Origin of the sequence: Rossellomorea arthrocnemi, assembly GCF_904424705.1 — a bacterium.
Classification (GTDB): Bacteria; Bacillota; Bacilli; order Bacillales; family Bacillaceae_B; genus Rossellomorea; species Rossellomorea arthrocnemi.
The window spans coordinates 205790-226360 of record NZ_CAJGBF010000001.1; the positions used below are offsets into that span (position 1 = coordinate 205790).

22 protein-coding genes are annotated in these 20571 nt (G+C 44.3%); 11 read left to right on the plus strand and 11 right to left on the minus strand.

Annotated features, from left to right (window positions below):
- The first annotated feature begins 79 nt into the window (after positions 1-79).
- The 8 genes from BAA9072_RS01105 (at position 80) to BAA9072_RS01140 (ending at position 7613) form a co-directional block, all read left to right on the plus strand.
- Positions 80-985: an ABC transporter permease gene (locus tag BAA9072_RS01105; protein ID WP_201712845.1), complete on the plus strand. Its 906-nt coding sequence runs from the start codon at positions 80-82 to the stop codon at positions 983-985.
- Positions 986-1002: 17 nt separating this feature from the next.
- Positions 1003-1923 (plus strand): ABC transporter permease, encoded by a 921-nt coding sequence (locus BAA9072_RS01110; RefSeq protein WP_201712846.1) that lies wholly within the window; start codon positions 1003-1005, stop codon positions 1921-1923.
- Positions 1924-1934: 11 nt separating this feature from the next.
- Positions 1935-2930 carry an ABC transporter ATP-binding protein gene (locus tag BAA9072_RS01115; protein ID WP_201712847.1) on the plus strand — a complete coding sequence of 332 codons (996 nt, stop codon included), beginning with the start codon at positions 1935-1937 and terminating at the stop codon, positions 2928-2930.
- Positions 2927-3907 (plus strand): ABC transporter ATP-binding protein, encoded by a 981-nt coding sequence (locus BAA9072_RS01120; protein WP_201712848.1) that lies wholly within the window; start codon positions 2927-2929, stop codon positions 3905-3907. Before BAA9072_RS01115 ends, BAA9072_RS01120 begins: the two co-directional genes overlap by 4 nt.
- A 69-nt stretch (positions 3908-3976) precedes the next feature.
- Positions 3977-4744 (plus strand): sensor histidine kinase, encoded by a 768-nt coding sequence (locus tag BAA9072_RS01125; RefSeq protein WP_201712849.1) that lies wholly within the window; start codon positions 3977-3979, stop codon positions 4742-4744.
- Positions 4745-4757: 13 nt separating this feature from the next.
- Positions 4758-5447 carry a response regulator transcription factor gene (locus BAA9072_RS01130; RefSeq protein ID WP_201712850.1) on the plus strand — a complete coding sequence of 230 codons (690 nt, stop codon included), beginning with the start codon at positions 4758-4760 and terminating at the stop codon, positions 5445-5447.
- 3 nt (positions 5448-5450) lie between these two features.
- Complete coding sequence (locus tag BAA9072_RS01135; protein WP_201712851.1) at positions 5451-6752, plus strand: SLC5/6 family protein; 1302 nt, start codon at positions 5451-5453, stop codon at positions 6750-6752.
- 153 nt (positions 6753-6905) lie between these two features.
- A complete protein-coding gene (locus BAA9072_RS01140) occupies positions 6906-7613 on the plus strand; it encodes a Dph6-related ATP pyrophosphatase (protein ID WP_201712852.1) in 708 nt (235 codons plus the stop codon).
- Positions 7614-7672: 59 nt separating this feature from the next.
- On the opposite strand, the gene BAA9072_RS01145 is transcribed toward BAA9072_RS01140, so the two are convergent.
- The 6 genes from BAA9072_RS01145 to bla form a co-directional block, all read right to left on the minus strand.
- A complete protein-coding gene (locus BAA9072_RS01145; RefSeq protein ID WP_201712853.1) occupies positions 7673-8521 on the minus strand; it encodes an STAS domain-containing protein in 849 nt (282 codons plus the stop codon).
- 151 nt (positions 8522-8672) lie between these two features.
- Positions 8673-8885: an SHOCT domain-containing protein gene (locus tag BAA9072_RS01150; protein ID WP_201712854.1), complete on the minus strand. Its 213-nt coding sequence runs from the start codon at positions 8883-8885 to the stop codon at positions 8673-8675.
- 23 nt (positions 8886-8908) lie between these two features.
- On the minus strand, positions 8909-9403 hold the full coding sequence (locus BAA9072_RS01155; protein WP_201712855.1) for a hypothetical protein: 495 nt from the start codon (positions 9401-9403) through the stop codon (positions 8909-8911).
- Positions 9404-9565: 162 nt separating this feature from the next.
- Positions 9566-10252: a response regulator transcription factor gene (locus tag BAA9072_RS01160; RefSeq protein ID WP_201712856.1), complete on the minus strand. Its 687-nt coding sequence runs from the start codon at positions 10250-10252 to the stop codon at positions 9566-9568.
- Positions 10249-11712, minus strand: a complete 1464-nt coding sequence (locus BAA9072_RS01165) for a sensor histidine kinase (protein WP_201712857.1) — start codon at positions 11710-11712, stop codon at positions 10249-10251. Before BAA9072_RS01165 ends, BAA9072_RS01160 begins: the two co-directional genes overlap by 4 nt.
- Positions 11713-12087: 375 nt before the next feature.
- Complete coding sequence (gene bla, locus BAA9072_RS01170; RefSeq protein WP_201712858.1) at positions 12088-12981, minus strand: class A beta-lactamase; 894 nt, start codon at positions 12979-12981, stop codon at positions 12088-12090.
- Between the two features lie 172 nt (positions 12982-13153).
- On the opposite strand from bla, the gene BAA9072_RS01175 reads away from it, so the two are divergent.
- The 3 genes from BAA9072_RS01175 (at position 13154) to BAA9072_RS01185 (ending at position 17149) form a co-directional block, all read left to right on the plus strand.
- Positions 13154-14908: a BlaR1 family beta-lactam sensor/signal transducer gene (locus BAA9072_RS01175; RefSeq protein WP_201712859.1), complete on the plus strand. Its 1755-nt coding sequence runs from the start codon at positions 13154-13156 to the stop codon at positions 14906-14908.
- A 41-nt stretch (positions 14909-14949) separates the two neighbouring features.
- Positions 14950-15327 (plus strand): penicillinase repressor BlaI, encoded by a 378-nt coding sequence (gene blaI / locus BAA9072_RS01180; protein ID WP_201712860.1) that lies wholly within the window; start codon positions 14950-14952, stop codon positions 15325-15327.
- 250 nt (positions 15328-15577) lie between these two features.
- Complete coding sequence (locus BAA9072_RS01185) at positions 15578-17149, plus strand: glutathione ABC transporter substrate-binding protein (protein WP_201713176.1); 1572 nt, start codon at positions 15578-15580, stop codon at positions 17147-17149.
- 163 nt (positions 17150-17312) lie between these two features.
- Here BAA9072_RS01185 and BAA9072_RS01190 read toward each other — a convergent pair whose 3' ends face one another.
- From BAA9072_RS01190 to BAA9072_RS01210, 5 genes are all read right to left on the minus strand, one after another.
- Complete coding sequence (locus tag BAA9072_RS01190) at positions 17313-17495, minus strand: hypothetical protein (RefSeq protein WP_230980712.1); 183 nt, start codon at positions 17493-17495, stop codon at positions 17313-17315.
- 37 nt (positions 17496-17532) lie between these two features.
- On the minus strand, positions 17533-17940 hold the full coding sequence (locus BAA9072_RS01195; RefSeq protein WP_230980713.1) for a YbaN family protein: 408 nt from the start codon (positions 17938-17940) through the stop codon (positions 17533-17535).
- Between the two features lie 91 nt (positions 17941-18031).
- On the minus strand, positions 18032-18190 hold the full coding sequence (locus BAA9072_RS01200) for a hypothetical protein (protein ID WP_201712861.1): 159 nt from the start codon (positions 18188-18190) through the stop codon (positions 18032-18034).
- A 390-nt stretch (positions 18191-18580) separates the two neighbouring features.
- Complete coding sequence (locus tag BAA9072_RS01205; protein ID WP_201712862.1) at positions 18581-19603, minus strand: ABC transporter permease; 1023 nt, start codon at positions 19601-19603, stop codon at positions 18581-18583.
- Complete coding sequence (locus tag BAA9072_RS01210) at positions 19600-20466, minus strand: ABC transporter permease subunit (protein WP_201712863.1); 867 nt, start codon at positions 20464-20466, stop codon at positions 19600-19602. Before BAA9072_RS01210 ends, BAA9072_RS01205 begins: the two co-directional genes overlap by 4 nt.
- Positions 20467-20571 lie beyond the last annotated feature (105 nt).

Genomic DNA, 20571 nt, shown 5'->3' on the forward strand with positions numbered 1-20571 from the left:
CAATCTTATCACCTTCCCTTTCCAACCCTCATCCTCTATCTTTGAATTACACACACCATTTCATTAAGGAGGAAAAGCCATGTCGACCGAAATTAAAGTGGAAGAACTTCAATCACCTATACTTGATTCAAAACCCGGCCTTTATGAAAAAAGGATCAAGCCTTTTTGGGAAACCTTTTCGAAAAATAAGGCAGCTGTCGTTGGAGGTGGGATCATACTCTTCTATATTCTTATTGCTCTGTTTGCTCCTTTCCTTTCCGTCCATGATCCATATGCCATTCAACTGGACAATAAACTCGAGCCACCAGGGACTGACCATTGGATGGGAACGGATGATAAAGGAAGGGATATTCTTGCAAGGATCCTCTACGGCTCACGCCTATCCATGGGAGTTGGATTTGCAGCTGTAGGATTCGGGGCATTCTTTGGCATCATCATGGGATTGATTTCCGGATTCTATGGAGGTTGGATCGATACCCTCATCAGCCGGATCCTGGATGTCATGCTTGCTTTCCCTGGGATTCTATTGGCCCTTGCCATCATCTCTGCCCTGGGGCCGAGCCTTTTAAATGTCATGATAGCCGTCGGGGTGTTCTCCATTCCTTTATTTGCAAGAGTCGTACGGGGATCCACGCTCGAAACGAAGAAGCTCGAGTATATCGATGCCATCCGGTCCCTCGGCGCCAATGATTTCATCATCATCTTCCGGCACATCCTGCCGAACATTTTATCTCCCATTATCATTCAAGGATCATTGCGACTTGCTACAGCCATCCTTTCAGCAGCAGGATTATCCTTCCTGGGATTAGGAGCACAGCCTCCCTCGCCTGAATGGGGGACGATGCTTTCCAGTGGAAGAGACTTTTTATTCACAGCCCCTTACATCGCCCTCTTCCCTGGGCTAGCCATTTCCATACTCGTACTTGGCTTTAACCTGTTTGGGGACGGGCTTCGGGATGCTCTTGATCCGAGACTGAAATCATAATTAAGGAGGAATACGAAATGATACTGTACATTTTCAGAAGATTAATAGAAATCATCCCCGTCATCTTCGGTGTGACCCTGGTTGTTTTTCTCATCATGCAAATGGTTCCCGGAGATCCAGCCGTCATACTGGCAGGAGAAGGAGCATCGAAAGAAGCGATAAACCAATTACGCACGGAGCTCGGTCTGAACCGTCCCCTCTATGTTCAATACGGAGAATACATCATGAATGTGTTTCAAGGTGACATGGGAGAATCCTTAAAGAGCCAGCAGCCTGTCATCCAGGAAATCATGACGCGCTTGCCCATCACCATTGAGCTTGCCTTCTACAGCATTCTCATTACAGTGGTCCTTGGGATGACCGCAGGGATTATTTCCGCCATCCGGCCATACTCGGCTACAGATATTTCTGTCATGGTTGTTGCACTATTAGGGATTTCCTTACCAAGCTTTTTTCTCGGTCTGTTATCCATCTATCTATTCTCGGTCAAGCTTCACCTTTTACCGGTAGCCGGGTGGGACAGCATGCTGCACATCATCTTACCGGCCTTCACCCTCGGAGTCGGAGGAGCAGCCATCGTAGCCAGAATGACGCGATCCAGTATGCTGGAAGTCGTGAGGCAGGATTATATCCGAACCGCTCAGGCAAAAGGGTTAAAAGGCTTTGCCATCATCTATAAGCATGCACTCCGTAATGCATTGATCCCCGTCATCACGGTGGTCGGTCTTCAGTTTGGGGCACTGCTCGGGGGGACGGTCTTAATCGAATCCGTGTTTGCCATCAATGGGCTTGGCCGAATGATTGTGGACTCGATCCGCACCCGTGACCTTCCCATGGTCCAAGGCGGGGTCCTGGTCGCATCTTTGGTGTTTGTGATTGTCAATTTATTCGTGGATGTTTTATACCGATTCTTTAACAAGCGAATCGAACTTAATTAGGAGTGGTAAACATGAGTAAAAATGTGGTCCTGGAAGTAAAAAACTTAAAAACCCATTTCACTTCGAAAAAAGGAGTGACGAAAGCCGTGGATGGCATCGACTTTGTCCTTCATCAAGGGGAAACCCTTGGGATCGTTGGCGAATCAGGCTGCGGAAAGAGTATGACCTCCCTGTCAATCCTGCGCCTTGTCCCCTCCCCTCCCGGAAAAATTGTGGACGGGACAGTTGAACTGAAAGGAAAGGATATCCTTCAAATGTCCGACTCCGAACTGAGGAAGGTTCGTGGCAACCAGATTTCCATGATCTTTCAAGAGCCGATGACGTCTTTGAACCCTGTCATTCCCGTTGGGGAACAGATTGCCGAAGCCATACGTGTCCATCAGAAGCTTGGGAGGAAAGAGGCTTGGGAGAAATCCGTCGAGATGCTCGAATTAGTCGGCATCCCCTCGCCCCGGCAAAGGGCGAAACAAGAACCCTTTCAGCTGAGCGGTGGTATGAGACAGCGTGTCATGATTGCCATGGCCCTTGCCTGTAACCCTGAGGTCCTGATCGCCGACGAACCGACGACTGCTCTGGATGTAACGATTCAGGCCCAGATCCTTGAGCTGATGAAAGACCTTCAGAAGCGATTGAATATGGGCATTATCTTCATTACCCATGACTTGGGAGTGGTGGCCGAATTATGTGATAAAGTGGCGGTCATGTATGCGGGACAGGTAGTGGAGTATAGTTCGACGGAAGCATTATTCTCACACCCAAAACATCCTTATACGAATGGTCTTCTCTCCTCATTACCGAAGTTGTATGAAGACCAGGAAGAACTTCAAACGATGCCGGGCAATGTCCCATCCCCATATGATATGCCCAAGGGGTGCCGCTTTTCCCCCCGCTGTCCCCTGGCGACTGAGCAATGCCATGAGGAAGAACCACAACTTCATTCATTAGAGGACGGAAGCCAAATCAGATGCTTCTTATATAACGCCGAGAAAGAGGTGCAAATGACATGACCGCAGTAATGACCGAGAAAAAGCCGATTCTTGAAGTGAAAGGACTGAAGCAGTATTTCCCTGTCAAAAGGGAATCCTTATTCCAACCGAAACAAGTGGTAAAAGCCGTGGATGACATCCACTTCACCCTCTACGAAGGGGAAACCCTCAGTATCGTAGGAGAATCAGGCTGCGGTAAATCGACAACCGGACGTGCCATCCTACAGCTCGATAAACCGACAGAAGGAAGCATTCAATACAATGGTATAGAGTTAAACAGTCTGTCAAAGAAGGAATTAAGGAAGTTGAGGGGCGACATTCAAGTGATCTTCCAGGATCCGTTTGCCTCCTTGAACCCCAGACAAACCGTCAGAAAGATTCTGAAAGAAGCCATGTCCATCCAAAAGGTCCTTCCCCCTTCCAGGCAAGAGGAACGGATGAAGGAATTACTGGGATATGTGGGGCTTCCTATTACATCTCTGGACCGTCTCCCCCACGAATTCAGTGGGGGTCAGAGACAACGGATCGGAATCGCACGGGCTCTCGCCGTCAATCCGAAAGTGATCATTTGTGATGAAGCTGTATCCGCACTGGACGTTTCCATACAGGCACAAATTCTGAACCTGCTCAAGAAGCTTCAGAAGGAATTGAAATTAACGTACCTTTTCATTTCTCACGATTTAAGTGTCGTCCGACATATATCAGATCGGGTCATCGTCATGTATCTCGGTAAAGTAGTCGAAATTGGGACGAAACAGGAACTGTTTGAACATCCTACTCATCCCTATACCAAGGCCTTACTTTCTGCGATTCCGGTACCCGATTTTTCAAAGAAGAAGGAAAGAATTCTGTTAAAGGGTGACGTTCCTTCCCCACTTAATCCACCGCCTGGGTGTAAGTTTCATACCAGATGCCCCCTGGCAACGGATTTGTGTAAACAAGAACTTCCTACTATGACGGGGCATGGGGAACATTTTACAAGGTGCCATTATGTCTGAACATATGTTCAGAATCGACATTTTCTTATAAAATAGAAAGTATGACTCATTCCTATAGGAGTTCTTCATATGATTACACAGGAATCCTTTTCTTTTTATATTATGCTGTCCGTATTAGCCCCAATCATTGGGGCTTTTAGCTTATTATTTCTCTTTCTGTTTGAAAAACGATTGGATCAGCTGGAGAAGGAAAAGAATGAATTGCTTTTGAAGCAGGAACTGCAGGAAGCGAAATACAATCAATTGAACCAACAGATCCAGCCCCATTTCTTTTTCAATACACTGAATATCATTCTGAGCCTGGCACGGTTGAATCGGAAACAGGAACTAATTTCCGCCATCGAAGTGTTATCGAAATACTTCAAGTTTAAATATAAACAGACAGATCCCCTCATCACAATTGAAGAGGAAATTGAATACACTCAATATTATCTCGACATCCAAAGACTCAGATTCAGAGACCGATTGGATGTCGTCTGGAACGTAGAAGAAAGCTGCAAAACATACCTCGTACCCCCTTATCTCCTGCAAACACTCGTTGAGAATGCCTTTAAACATGGCCTTGAAAGAAATCCCGGTCAAGGTAAACTGATCATTCTCCTCCATGAGCAAATAAGCAGGGTGTACTTAGAGGTATGGAACAGCACGGCAACAGATTCTGACCGGTTGAATCATCATAAGAGTGACCGGGGAATTGGATTACTCAATATAAAGAAACGATTGCAAATGCTCTTTCCTGAAGAAGACATCCTCATTCAGCTGAATGAAGAAGCCAAAGGAACAAGCGTCCAGGTCTTCTGGCCACGTACAAAAAGAGAGCATAATAATATGTCATGAAGGAGGAAAGGGAATGCATCTATTACTCGTTGACGATGAGCCCCTTGAACTGGAGCAGCTCGAATATATGATCCATGAGAAATATCCCTACTGGACCATTCATACAGCAGCGGACGCATCACAGGCCATAAAAGTCCTCACCGAATTCCCGGTCCGCCTTTCATTACTCGACATCCAGCTTCCTGGTAAATCCGGGATCGAACTTGGGATGGAAATGAAGAAGGATGAACAGATTGACATCATCATGGTGACGGCCTTTCAATCATTCGATTATGCCCAAGCCTCCCTTCGTCTCGGGGCTAAGGATTATTTGACAAAACCGATTATTGAAGAAGAACTATTTCACGTTCTGGACCAATATAAATATGCATCCATCCAGTCCCATATCGTCCAGGATGCATTAACGATCATCCATGAACAATACAACGAAAAGCTTTCCCTCTCATCCCTTGCGAACCAGATCCATATCAACGGTACGTACTTGAGCAGAAAGTTCCACGAAGAAATGGGCATCAGCTTCTCTGAATACCTGAATAATTTCAGGGTCCAGGCCGCTCAGCGATTACTCCGGCAGGAGACAGAAAAGTCCATTTCCTCTATATCGGAGGAGTGCGGATTCAGCAGCCAGCATTATTTCAGTTCATTATTCAAGAAGCAAACGGGATGCACTCCAAGAGAATACCGGATAAGAGAGAAGGGATAAGCAATGAAGCCACGGACATATCGTGAGTATATACAAGGAACCATCTCATTTGGAGTGGCTTATGGAGTCGTCACCCTCCTCGCCAGATGGGTGACAGGCAACACGATTTTGTCTTCCCCTGAAACCCTTGTGAAATATGGACTTCTCGGTGGAATCGGATATGCCATGATGGGAGCCATCGCACTCTTTCTATTCGGATGGATCACCCCCTATATCAGGGAACGTTTTCCAGACTCCATGACGATTGGGGATGTTTTGAAGGCGCGACTCCGGGGACGGTCATACTGGTTCGTCATGTGGATCCTGCTCCTGACAAGCCTGGATTCTCTGCTTATACAAGCACTCGGGGCAGGTGTTCTCTTTCATTTCCTTCTGAAAACACCGATCTATGTAGGATTACTCTTTTTCTTTCTGTACTGCTTTCTCTTGTCTTTAGGGGGCATGAAGCAAATCCAACGCTTTGAGGGAATTCATATTTCATTTATATTTGCTGCCGTCATCCTGATTCCCGTTTATTTTTTTATTCAAAAAGGTATTTTTCCTGTTTACGATGGATTACTCCTTTATCATCCCTATTTATTATTTCTTAAACATAACGAAATCACCTTGTTCATCCTTACAGCATTGCTGATTGGATTTGGACAAGTATTGATCGACCGGGCGAGCTGGCAGCGCATCTATATCATTGAAAAATCCAAGGTCCGGACCTCCTTTATGATGGCGGGACTCATATGGGCGACCATCCCCCTCGCCTTCACCGCCATTGTTCTGATCGCCGTTTACGGGCAGGGGTTTGAAAACATTTACTCGATCTTGAGTCAGCTTGTAGAGAAAATAGACTCACTGTTCCTTCTTCTCTTATTTATCGGATGCTGCTTCAGTGCCATTGCCTCAACGGTGGGAGCGGAACTCCATGCCACATCGATCATGTTCATCCGTAATATGATGAATCATCGGTTCGATTGGAGTGAAGACCTGCAAATAAAAAAAACCTGCCTGGTGTCCGGCGTACTATCTCTTTTACTGTTTCTCATCAGCTCGATCTTGTCACCGAGTCTGATGGAGCTCATCTTCTTTTTTGCCCAGGTGTATGCAGCAATCATACCTACCATGTTGGTGGTCATTTTTTATAAAGAATCGGTTCCGTTGCTCGTCCCGTATTGTTCGTTGATTGGTTTAGGGATTGGGTTGATATCCCTCCTAAACTATAATTCGATCCAATCGACCTGGATAAGCTTTTTCGTGTCCAGTGGATTAGTGGTGATATTACTGGCAATTAATGAGGTTCTGATTCATAGAAAATAAAACCACCATAGTAGCGGGCATAGACGACATTTATTCTCTTTTTTGGACTAAGCCATCTACTATTACAGGATGGTATAACCTTATCTACAAAGCCCTATCGTGATAGAATACTAGATATAATGAAAATAGTAAAAATCATTCAGGAGGGAAAAAATGACAGAATCAATGGAATGGAAACATGGTGCTCGGGGGCATTCATTCATCACTTCGTTTAGCGGAGGAAAAGATAGTGTTTTAGCCCTCTACAAAGCATCAAAAGACGGAGATGCGATCGGCCTGATTGTAATGTTGGAGGAAGAAGGCAAGCGTTCAAGGTCACACGGGATGCCACCGGAGTTAATCCGCGCACAAGCGGATTCGATCGGTTTGCCTGTATTCACAGCAGCGGCCAGTTGGACAGATTATGAAAAAGTCTTTATGACCCTATTAGAAAAAGCAAAGAAACAAGGAGCAGAAGTGTTAGTAACGGGAGACCTTGATATGCCCGAACACGGCTGCTGGCATGAAAAAATGGCAAAGAATGCTGGCATGAAGCTTGGGATGCCTTTATGGGGAATGAACCATCGTGAAGCTGTCGAAGAGTTCATCAATCTGGGATTTGCATCCATCGTTGTAACGGTTAATTTATCTTTGGGTATGCGCTCAGAGGATTTAGGCAGAACATTAACCCATGATTACATAAAGGAGCTTGAAGCACGCGGGATCGACCCTTGCGGAGAGGGTGGTGAGTTCCATACCACAGTAGTGGACGGGCCACTCTTCAAACAACCTGTTCCCGTAGTAAAACGGGAGATTTTGAAAGACGGAGAGTATGCATTCTTGCCGCTGGAGCTGGATAAGATGTCGGATAGGCTTGTTTGAATTGACCAAAAAAAAGCTGGAGATCAGGTGATTGATCTTCAGCTTTTGGCCTCTATAAATTAAATTTGCACTCCTGATTCCAACACCAGATGTTCTTTGAGTGTTTGCTGTAATGTCCCCTTTGTCTCTATTTGACCGTCAAATGCCACTCCTGAATCAACTATTTTTCTGACAAGCTCTACCCGCAGCCCTGTAAGAACAGCTTTGCATCCCATCATATTAATTCCGTTTAAGATCTTCTCAAATTGAAAAATGACATCCAATTCCATTTCGGCAATACCCGATAAATCAATAATAAGGGTTTGAATTTTCATAGAGCTGATCCCCATCAACACTTTTTCTTCCAGTGTATTCACACGGTGGGTATCGATCATTCCAATTAAAGGCAATACCGCAATCGAGCTATTAATCGGAATGATAGGTACGGATAGATTTTCCACCAGCTTTTTCTGAGACAATATTTGGTCATCCTTGTAATCAGAATAACTGATAAAGAAATTATTCAGAAACTGATCCACCCTGTCATTTATACTTTTTTCCAAGTCAAAGAATTTCTTTCTGGGAGATTCATGATCCTCATTCTTATTTTCATATTGATACAGGAAATGCCATAACGTTCTTCTAATTGCATGTACCCATTCCAGTTTGAATGCAAGTGTGAGAGAATGTTGCGCCCATGCAACCCCCTCTACTTTTGCAAATTCAATCAGCTCTTCTTCTCTGTTTTCAACGATATAGTGAGCTAATAGTTCTGCATTCTTTAATAGATCGATGTTTCCTTTTTCTAGAATATCATTGATTTTGCTACCAACGTTGACAGCTTCAGATAAGAGTTTTTGTTTAAAATCCTCTCTGTTAGCCTTAAGAAAATCCGCTACTTTTTCCTTATTAAGGAATTCATTACTCATAGTAACACGCTCCTTTTTTATTCGGGATATATTCTTTATTCGTGTCTATGAATAAAAATCCTTCAAAAAGGTTCCATAATCGTTCGTGAATTGAATCAGTTTGGACCCGAATTTAGCATAATGAACTGTTCCGTCAATAGCTTCCAAGAAGTCATTTCTGTAAGATTTCCTTCATTTTCTCATATTCATCCAGGTCAATTTCTCCTGCAGCCAATCGTTTGTCGAGTATTCCCAGGGCGTGATGTGAGTATCTGGAGCACATCCCACTGCGGCGTCGCCAAATAACGATATTTGAAAGAACGAAACCGATGACTAATAAGAAGAAAACCATTCCGAATGGAGGGAAATATCCCCAATGATACATTAGAATCAACTCCTTTCATTTTTTTATGAGGTCACCTTAACTCGTTTGCCCCATGGTTTAAATACTGAAATGATATACATAAGAACAAGTGAAACGATTTGAATCAGGATTCCTGCCCATAGGCCAATCTGTACGTCAAAGATGTCTTCTCTGCTTCCTCCTGATTTGTATAAACTCAACGCCTCCAAAGTCCAGGCATACATGCCCCATAAATTTAAACCGATCACAAGCGCTGTCAGCCCTTCCTTGGCGAGAATCCAATAATATCGGACCAATCCCCACTTCGTCCAAAGGGAAAGAAGAATCCCTGTCACGGTTGTAGCGATGGTAGATGCTTTGACAGACGTTTTTGAAAGGATATGCATCGCCTGATAGCATGCCTGAACAATGTCTTTATCCCCGGCCAAGGCAGCCGTCATACTAAAAATAAGAAAAGCGACCATATTTCCAAGCATAATAGCCGCGAATAATATATGAATGATGAGAAGCCACCTTTTAGATTTGAGTGTAAGTTTCATCTTTCATCACCTCCTTTTCACTGACCTCTTACACGTTTAAGTGTAGCCGGCATATATAAACTCCCACTAAAGAAATGATTAAATATTTCTAAACTGGGGATATACATGTTCCGAAAAAAACCCATTCAGGTTTCTTTAGAAAGAAACCTGAATGGGTTTTCATTATCCTTTAAAGCGGTAGCCCGCCCCCCAAACTGTTTCGATATATTGGGGGCTAGCCGTATTTGATTCTATTTTTTCGCGTATTTTTCTCACATGGACCGTGACGGTCGCCGTGTCTCCCATCGAGTCCATACCCCAAATGCGTTCAAACAGGTGCTCCTTACTGAATACCTGGTTAGGATGACTCGCCAAAAAGGTCAATAAATCAAATTCCCGTGCCGTCAATAAAACCTCTTTTCCATTCATAAACACTTGCCGGGAGGATTTAGTAAGGTGAAGTCCCCGAACTTGAATATCATCGGTACTTGCATTCCTTCCAATCAATCGCTCATATCTTGCCAGATGCGCTTTGACTCTTGCCACCAGCTCACTCGGGCTAAATGGCTTGACGATATAATCATCCGCCCCAAGACCAAGACCACGGACCTTATCGATATCCTCCGTTTTCGCCGTAACGATTAAAATGGGAATATCCGTTTTCTTCCGTATTTGCTTACAGAGCTCGAAGCCGTTAATATGGGGAAGCATCAAGTCAAGCAAGATTAACTGATGACGGTGGTTCAGCGCCGCTTCAAGCCCGGTGTTTCCGTCTGAAGTCATTTCCACTTCAAATCCTTCTATTTCTAAATAATCCCTCTCCAGCTCTGCAATGCTGCGTTCATCTTCTATAATCAAGATTCGGCTCATCGTCTATCCCCTTCTTCATCGAATAGTGGCAGTGTAAAATGAATGCATAATCCGTTTCCGGAAGAACTTTCTGCCCAAATCTTCCCCCTATGCGCTTTTATAATTTGGGCGGCAATGGCGAGACCAAGACCACTTCCCACCGAATTTGAATTCCGGGAAGGATCGCTTCGATAAAAACGGTTAAATATGCTTGAAAGCTCGTTTGCAGGAACGCCCGGTCCGTTATCCCCAATCTTCACTTCAACCATTTCCTCCTTCTCTTCCAGAGAAATGCGAATGTGACACCGATCTTTATCCACATACTTCACACTATTATAAATAATATTGTCCATCACGCGAATCATTTTATCTGGATCAACCCTAACAGTCGGACTGAAACCTTCCACCGTTTGCATGGAAATTTGAACATTCTCTTCCCTTAATTCGAGTCTCAGCTCCTCCAAATAATCCTCCAGAAAAGCTTTCCATTCGATCTCTTCAAAATCGAAAGGAAGGCTTTGGACATCCAACTTAGAATAAAGGAACAACTCATCAATCAAACGATTCATGTGTTCCGCCTTCCCGTGAATCGTATCCAGGTATCGATCAAGCTTATCTTCCGTATTTGCGACCCCGTCCTTAATCCCTTCTACATAGCCTCGAATGGAGGTGATCGGTGTTTTTAAATCATGTGATATATTCGCGATCAGTTCCCTGCGATTCTTTTCATATTGTTCCCTGATTTCTGACGCTTCCTTTAACTTCCCTCTCATCTCATCAAAGGTTTTTACGAGCTTTCCTAATTCATCCTTACTTGCAGGTTCCATCTTGAAATCAAGTTCACCTTCTCTAATTTTCGAAGCAGCTGCCGACAGCTGATTGACCGGCTTTAGAATTCTTCGCGACATGAAATAGGTGAGCGTCGCGTTGGTCAATACCAATATAATCACTATTCCGAAAGCAATCACAGGGAAGAACGTTCTCGCATTTTGAATAAATGGCACCCCTTCATTTAAGAGAAAAATTGATCCTTCCGAGCCGTCCTTAAAGAAAAAATCATGCTGCCTTACCTCATATTGCTGATGTTCGAGCCGAGCCACAGGGAAATAACCTTCTTGACCGAATACAGGAAGCTCGTCATAAGTCAGGTCCTTTACACGATTTGATGTATACAAGAGCTTATCTTCTTTGCGAATAATGACGCCTGCGTGTTCTTCCTTCAGTTCGTTCGATATCGAATCAAGGAATGTCTGATTTGAAAATTTCTCTGATTCCAAGGAAGCTGTTTTTTTGAGCTGGTTAAACAGTGGACTCTCCTGTCCCGCCGGTTGTTTTTCCCACCCGCGGTGATACTCGTTGCTGAGAAACTTCATATGATCGCTGAACAGTACATTAAGTAGAATAAAATAAAGAATAAACATGACGAGTGGCATGAGTACCATCGCCACATTAGAGAGAAAGAGTCGTTTGCGTATCGACATAAAATTCACCTTCAAAAAGTCGTTGTTTGCGTTCTATTAATAAATACTAGTACCTACATCTAACCAGGAGATAAGAAAAGTCTTAAATTTTTATAAATTCTTCCCCATTCTATCTTTTCTTATTGACTATATCATGACAATTCAAGTTGTTAATACCTTATCCGTTCTTTCAAAGAGCCTCTTGCTCCATTATTGTTTTGTTGTTTGGGCTGCTTCATCATTAACCTATAAACAAATAAAACCGCCTCTATACTCTTTTGATAAAGGCGGTTCTGTATATTCTATTGGTGTGTCATTTTTTTGAATGGCTCCAACCTTTATGATCAGGAATTAGAACAGTTTCTCCTGGTGCATTAAATGTTGAGAAACCATGCTTTATTTCTTTTCCAGCTGTTTCATCGCTTCTTCTGTCGCTTTGGCAATCAGTTCATCGTCATACTTAGCGTTCGTTTTTTCGCGACTGGAAAGGACGGCAAGGATGATGGGGTCACCATCAGGCGGCCAGATGACGGCGATGTCATTGCGAGTGCCATAAGATCCTGCGCCGGTTTTGTCCCCGACTGTCCATCCTTTAGGTACACCAGCACGGATCAGGGCATCGCCTGTCGTATTTTGTTTCAACCAGTTATTCAGAAGATTTTGCTTCTCTGCAGGGATAGCACTACCAAGTGAGAATGCCTGAAGGCTTTCAGCGAGTGCTTTCGGCGTGCTTGTATCTCTGGTTTCTCCAGGCTCTACATGGTTCAGATCCGGCTCGATTCTCTCAGGTTCCGTCACATCGTCACCGATTTCACGAAGGACTTCCTTAAATCCTTCAGGGCCACCGATGGCTTCAAGGATAAGGTTCCCTGCAGTATTGTCACTGTAACGGATAGAGGCATCACTCAACTCCCTTAAAGTCATCCCTGTATCAACATGCTTCTCCGTGATGGGGTTATAGTTGACCAAGTCATCCTCCGTATATTTGATCTTTTCGCCAAGGTTCTCAATCGATTTCTTCTTAAGTAGTGCTCCTACAGCCAGGGCCTTGTGGGTAGATGCGTAGATGAAACGTTCATCGCCACGATAGGAAACAGATTGATCGCTTCCCGTATCGAGTGCATATACCCCAAGTCTTGCATCATATTCCTTCTCAAGCGCCTTAAAACCAATATGTGTTTCCTTCTCTTTTTTTGGCTCTGCCACACTCTCGGTACTTGAACAACCCACAAGAAGCAACGCTCCCAATGCCAACGTCCCTAAAACCTTCTTCATTTTTGTAAATGTCATCCTAATCCCTCACTTATTATTTTTGATGTAATCTGTTTTGAGCTCATTGACAGATTACACGTGTAGTCATATACTACAATTGTAATCAAAACATGTCAATTTCTTTTTTTCCATCACATTGTATAATGGGATTACAGACTGACGAGGTTGCTTCACAAAGGAGGGTAAGTTAATGATTTTGCCACAAATGTTACTAACATTCGGATTCTCGACCATCACCATTGCCGTGATCTTTCTTGTTCGGCGATTCCGACTGTCGGCCGCCTGGCGCTATCATCTGTGGTTGCTACTTATCGCTGCCCTGACCCTTCCAATTTTTCCAAAGGGGTTGATTTCATTTGGAAAACAGATGGACGTAGCGTCAGGAAACTCCCACGCCATAACGCCTGTCGGAACGTCCCAAGGGAATTCCGGGTTTAACGGCCAATGGATGCAGGATTTCGGCACGTCGGTGAATCAGTTCGATTATTCGAATCTCAATAAGGTTTTCCTGCTAATCTGGGTAGCGGGCATTATCGCGCTCGCTGTCTTCTTTCTCAGCTCTCATCTACAGTTGAACCGTCTTGCCGGGACAGCCAGGAGAATAAGGAGTACAGATATCCTTTCCTTATTCGAAAAATGCAAGCAAGATCTCGGGATTACGAAGAAAATCGCTTTATTGGAGTCATCACAGGTTCAATCGCCGCTGACTTTCGGTTTCTTCAGGACGACCATCCTGCTTCCAAAAGGAAGCGAACAGAATACACCTTTGAGCGAGCTAAAATATGTCATCCTTCATGAACTCCAGCACGAGAAAAGCCATCATACGAAAGTCAATTACCTCTTCCTTTTCTACCAAATCGTATACTGGTTCAATCCATTCATCTGGTTAGCCTTCAGGGAGATGCGGGTGGACCGAGAACTGGCTTGTGACGATGCCGTCCTTCATTACCTCGACCCTGTCTCATATAAGGAGTATGGCCACACCATCCTTTCCTTTTTTGAGCAACAGCAGCAGCCGAGGTTCACTACATTGACGAATCAGCTGTCAGGTTCGAAAAAACAGATCAAGAAAAGGATCAGTCATATTGCATCATTCCGTAGGGACTCACGTCTCAGACTTATGAAAAGCATCGCAATCTTTGTCGCGACAACGCTATTTGTTCTTATGCAGCTTCCCTTCTTCACCCTTGCATTGGGAGACGAGGATTATTATGATAGTAAGGATCAGCCGATCATTGACGAGAGCTTGAATACCTATTTCAATGACGTAAAAGGAAGCGCCGTCCTTTACAGCTTGAAGGACGACCGTTATCACATCTACAATGAAGAGAAGAGCAGGCTGAGAGTGTCCCCTGACTCAACTTATAAGATCTACAGCGCCTTGATCGGCCTTGAAGTGAATTCAATTACGCCTGGCGATTCCATCATTAAGTGGAATGGCGAACCAAATGAATATAAAGAGTGGAACCGAGATCAGACACTCGATACAGCCATAGAGCATTCCGTCAACTGGTACTTCCAAGCCCTCGACAGGACAACCGGAGAAGACAAGCTGTCTGCATACCTGGATAGGCTTGATTACGGAAACAAGGATCTTTCAGGTGGGGTCGGTGATTATTGGCTTGAGTCATCCCTAAAGATCTCGCCTATGGAACAGGTTGAATTGCTGCGCAGCTTCTACACGAATGAACAGCATTTTGACCCTGTTAACGTCGAAACGGTGAAATCCGCCCTCGCCCTGGAAGAAAAAGGGGATGCGAGGCTGTATGGTAAGACCGGAACCGGCATCGTCAACGGGGAAACGGTGAATGGATGGTTCATTGGATTCGTTGAAACCAAAGACGACACCTGGTTTTTTGCCACAAATACAGACCAAGCCGGTGGTAGTCAAGCCGCCGAAATCACCATGTCGATATTAAACAAATATAGGATTGTATTGAAATAAAGCGTCCGAATGGGTGCTATCTGCTGAGGAGGGAAATTAACATGTCAAAAGAAATGCCCAGCATCACCGAAGCGGAATGGGAAGTGATGAAAGTCCTCTGGAACAAGTCGCCCATGACGGCGAACGAGGTCTGCACGGCCATCCAGGAGGATGAAGATTGGAAACCGAAAACGATCCGTACCCTGCTTGACCGCCTAACCAAAAAACAAGTCATCTCAGTAGACAAAGACAAGCGCGTTTACACGTTCACACCACTCTATTCCGTGCACGAGTGCCAACGGGCTGAAACCCGCTCCTTCATCGACCGTATATACGGAGGTATCACCAAATCCCTTCTCGTCCAATTCATCGAAGACGAAAACCTGACGACGGAAGAGCTCAAAGAACTTAAAGAAATGCTCGACAAAAAAATTGATTAGAAAGCAAGGGACCGGTTATTGTGCTTGCATTGAAAGCATAGGAACTGGTCCCTTTCCTCATAAGCCCTCACTTCCAAGTAAAGTGTCACCTCTCCTAAGAACCACGGAAGAATCCCATCCTTCGTTATCAAAACATCCTCCCAAAACAAAAAGGTCAACAAAACAAAAAAATCAGTAAAGATATCTTAATTTTATATATCTGAAAATTCTTATAATTAACTCAATACGGAGGGAGGATGTATAGATGAAGATGAAAGGTACGAGTATCAAGGTAAGGTTACTGGTGATGGTCGTTCTGGGGGTGTTGTTGACAATAAGCGGATGTTCAACCAATATGGGGGCGAATTCGGATGATCAAGCCGATGGACATGCATCCAAGAAAAATGATCGACTGGTCATTGTCCGCCAATCCGATGTGGAGAATCTCGATCACCATTTTATGTCCACGATCAATGCGGCCAGTGTGACCCACGGAAAAATTTATGAGGGCCTTGTCGGCAGAGATAAAAACGCCAAAATCAAGCCACTTCTGGCAAAGGAGTGGGAGCAGCTTGACGACACTACGTGGGAGTTCAAGCTAAGAGAAGATGTCACATTTCATGATGGAACACCGTTTAACGCAGAAGCTGTGAAAAAAACGTTTGACCGATTAACCGACCCGAAGGTGGCTTCCCCTCGAGCGGTTGTATTCAAAATGGTCAAGGAAGTCAAAATCATCGATGATCATACCGTCCAACTTCTTTTATCTGAGCCTTTTTCTCCTCTATTATCCATCCTGGCAAGTCATGAAGGAGGAATCATCAGTCCAAAGACCATCGACAAATATGGGAAGGACATTATCCAGGAGCCGGTTGGGACAGGTCCTTTCGTATTTGAATCCTGGGAAACAGGAAAAGAAATCGTATTTCACAAAAATGAATCCTATTGGGGAGATCAACCCAAAGTAAGGGAAGTCGTCTTCAAGGTGGTACCCGAGGAGACAACTCGAATTTCCATGTTGGAAACTGGTGAAGCCCATATCGCTGAACCCTTATCTGTCAATATGATGGCCTCCGTAAAGACCTCCAGTAACGTTGACGTCTACCGCAGTGAAGGCTTTGGAACCGAATACGTCGGGTTCAACGTACAAAAGGAGCTGTTCAATGATGTCCGTGTCCGGAAAGCCATATCCCATGCCATCGAAATGGATTCCATCATGAAAGGTGTCTTTAACAACATCGGGAAAAAAGCGAACTCCTTATTAGGGTCGAAAGTCTTCGGCTACCATCCCGAAATGAAAGCATATGAGTATAATGTAAATGAAGCCAAGAAACTCCTGGCTGAAGCAGGCTATCCAGATGGATTCGAGACCACCCTCCTCACTATGGATAGTAAAGAAAGAATCGGTCTGGCAGAAGTCATGCAATCCCAGCTCAAAGGAATTGGCATCGAACTGGACATTCAGATCCAGGAATACGGAACCTTTGTAGAACAAGCCACAAGCGGCAATTCAGAAATGTTCATCATCAGCTGGAGAAATGCCACAGGAGATGCAGACTATAATCAATACAATCTATTCCACAGCAGTTCCCATGGACCAGCTGGAAATACTTTTTTCTATAGCAATGATGAAGTCGATCAGTTGATTGAAGAGGCGCGCTCTGAAAAGGATCAGGAAAAAAGGATCGAGCTTTACGCGAAATCCCAGGAGATTGAAATGGAAGACGCCGTCTACATTCCGGTTCGAGTGATCGAAAACATGGCAGCCGTCCGAAAAGGCGTGAAGGATTTCACCATCAGTCCTGCGGGTTATATGGAAATCAATGAGATCAGCATAGATTAAATAAAAGGGTTGAAAGGGAAGCGGTCCCTTTCAACCCTTTCATGAAGTCTACGATGTGGTCATTGCATTTTATAACAGTGATACAACCGGATTCCTGCCAGTTAAGTCGAATCTTCTTGAACTTATCACTAAAAAAAGACTCGTCTCCTTGAAGACGGGTCTTTTATTTCACACGAATAAAATGGTTCTCCATTTCCTTTTCAGAGATAATCATTCTCTTGGATAAATCTTGCGTTCGTAATACATACTCCTTCATGCCGATATACTCAGATTCAACAACCAAATAGAAATGAGAACCCTTTTTGAACCCTCTGAAATCTCTTTTTAATAGATATCTTTTCATCATTGTATCCAGGAACTCCTTGATACGTAATCCCCACAGATCACTGGCTCTTTTCCACCTGATACGACTCCGGATGAATCGTTTTGATCTTCTTTATAAAATAATAATGCTTAAACAAAGCGAGTCCGATTAAGATGATCCTGACAAGGAGGATATCCACGTACAGAACAGAAAGCAGAATAAAGAAATCAGCCGTCACGTTGATCCTGATTTTTTCTTTCAGGGTCATTCCCTTTTTTTCGAGGAAGGCGACCACGTATTTTTTATAAATGTAAGTATTCTTGAACCAGGCTTCCATGCGCTTGGAGCTCTTCGCAAAGCAGTAAGCCGATAATAAGTAAAACGGCCCACCTGGCAGAACGGGCAGAACCGTGCCGGCAATTCCGAACACTAAGGCTATGAACCCGAGTACCATGAACAGAATACTCTTCATCTTTTTCAAAGTCATGATCCATCTCCCCTACCCTCACCGTGTTTCTCTCCTTCATTGTACTATAAATATACCAGAAAGGTGGAATGGGTTGTTTAGGAGATTATTGTTAATCACTATTCACCTCCGTCACCATCACCTCCATACCCTTCTTCTTCCCCACCTCTTCATGGAGAGCCGAAGCTTGAAGAAAGCTTTCCAAGGTCAGGACCTGGACCGTTTGTTTTCGGTATTTGTTCATAAGGTAGAAAATGATTGAGATGATCATGGAAGCAGCTCCTTTCCTTTTCTATGAATATGAAAGGTTGTGGGGGTGCATGACAAAGGGAAAGGCATTATTTCGAATTTCGCGTCTAATTTCATCATGCTCCCAGACAGACTTGGAAGCTGCGGAAAGAAGAACGCTTGAAGGACTCTATCTATTTAGGATTTTCTCTGGATCAGTGAGATAATCATGCGGGATTTACTATTTTCATGCAGATTTGACGGAAATCGTGCGGGATTTATCGTTATCGTGCGAGATACAGATTAATCATGCGGGATACCAACGATTCATGCCGGATTGTCGGAATTTCTTTATTTTGAGGACTATCATAAAGAAGAAGTCTGCTCTCAGCAGACTTCCATGAACGAAATTGCTCATTAAACCATGCTGTGGTCAGTACGTTTCATCAGCTCCCCGATCGACAAAATAAAAATCACTCTCCACCAACGGACCATTTTCTCTCCGTTCAGCCATGCCATTTTTGTCCGAAACACTCTTCACCTCATCTTCTTCCAACAATCCCTCCAGTCCCCTCGCAATGCCCGTCAATGACAGGATCGTTGAAGCGAAGAAAATCATCGGGATCATAAAGATCCACCAGGCATTGGTCAATTCGACGTAGCTCATGGACATGATGCTCGCCCATTCCTGGACGAAGGGTTGTGGTGGCGGGCACATTGGGCCGTAACACACATCGGTGCCACCGAAATATAGGTCAAAGAATCCGAGGTGGGCAATGATGAGAAGCACCTGGATCATGATTTTTGGAAAAATGATAAAGAGCCTCGGCTTCAAGTGTGGAAGAACATGCTTCCGGAACAGGAAGACCTTACTTCCACCGAGCACCTGTGCGCAGGTGACGAACTCTTTGTCGAGAATCTGCCGGGTTTCATTGGATAAGAGAATCGCCGTTGTCGGGGCCGTGATCACGGCCAGGGTGATCGACTGCCAGACGACTCGTTCTGTGAAACTTGTTTCAAACCCCTGTAAAGGTTCCCATAGTAAGGGGTATAACATATTGAAGGCGATGATTGATTGGGGGATGAAATAAAAGGACGTAAAGATTGATTGTGTCCACTTCTTTGCCCTCGATTTCGTGAACCCTCCTGCCACCCCAATGACAAAGGAAAGCATGAAACTGAGGAGGGAAATCAAAATCGCTGCGCCGATGGTATACTGTGCTCCCTCCAGTACTTTGTAAAATAGGTCATCCCCCTCCCGGTCCGTCCCGAATGGAAAGTCTGCTGAAGGAGGGAACGGCGCATCCCCGATGATATTGGCCTCGTCATCATAGAGGATATACGTATTTGGGATTTCCCAATCCGTCAAATAGAAGACCATACTCCAACCGAGCAGAACGACGATGAAAAGTAAACTGATGCTAATGGTGAAATGGTGCCGGTTCCAGGTTCTCATAGACTCATCTCCCTGCCTATTTTTCTCGAAATCACAAACTGCATGACTTTTAGTAGAAAATATAACGGAACGAATAGCATGATCGAAGTAATCGCAAAAATAGCAGGCGTGTTATAGGAAAATAAAAACGAGGTGACTCCGAACACATTGAATAGATATTCCAAGATTAATAGATTTGATAACATCATCCAGATGATTTGCTTGCCGTGATAAGTTAGGCTGACCAGCACATTTCTCATCATATGGATGAACATGACCCGGAATTTGCCGAGCCCCTTCCCTTTCGCAAGCTCCACATAAGGCAGTCCCTCCTCTTCTTGCAAAAAAGACACCATCGATCCCAGGAAAAAGAACGTTGGAAGGATCGAGAGCGTGATTGCAGGGAACAGGATGACCTGATTTTTCCCCAAGGAAGCGACATCGACCAGTAGAATGCCTGTCTGCTTGAAAAACCAGATGACAACCACCTGGAGGATCCCGATGATAAAAATATCAGGCAGCGAAGCGAGATAAAAAGAGACTCCCTGAATACATTTGCGCATTGTTTTGCCTACTGAAAAATAGAGGATCATCAGAAGGAGCGAACTCGAGAGTGCCAACCCCAGTGATAAGAAGAAAATTCTTGCACTGCTCAAGAAGGCTTTCAATATGATCGGGAATAACGGCCGTTCTATATCCGAGATGGGGTTTGTGTAAACCAGCTTATGGGGTTCGACTATTTCTTTGCATAAAGCAACCAATTCCTCTGTATATGTAATAAGGGAAAATGCCTGGTTTTTGAACAGGCCTGATGTAGCACTGACGAGTAAGATTCCGATTATAATTAGAACGGCTTCAAGGCCGGATTGTTTGATTTTCTTCATACTGTACCCCCAATAATGCTCACTGCTAACAATTACCAATATATCAGATTAGAAAATTCTGTCAATTACCCTTTTACTAGTGATGAACAAGCGGAATAAATAAGT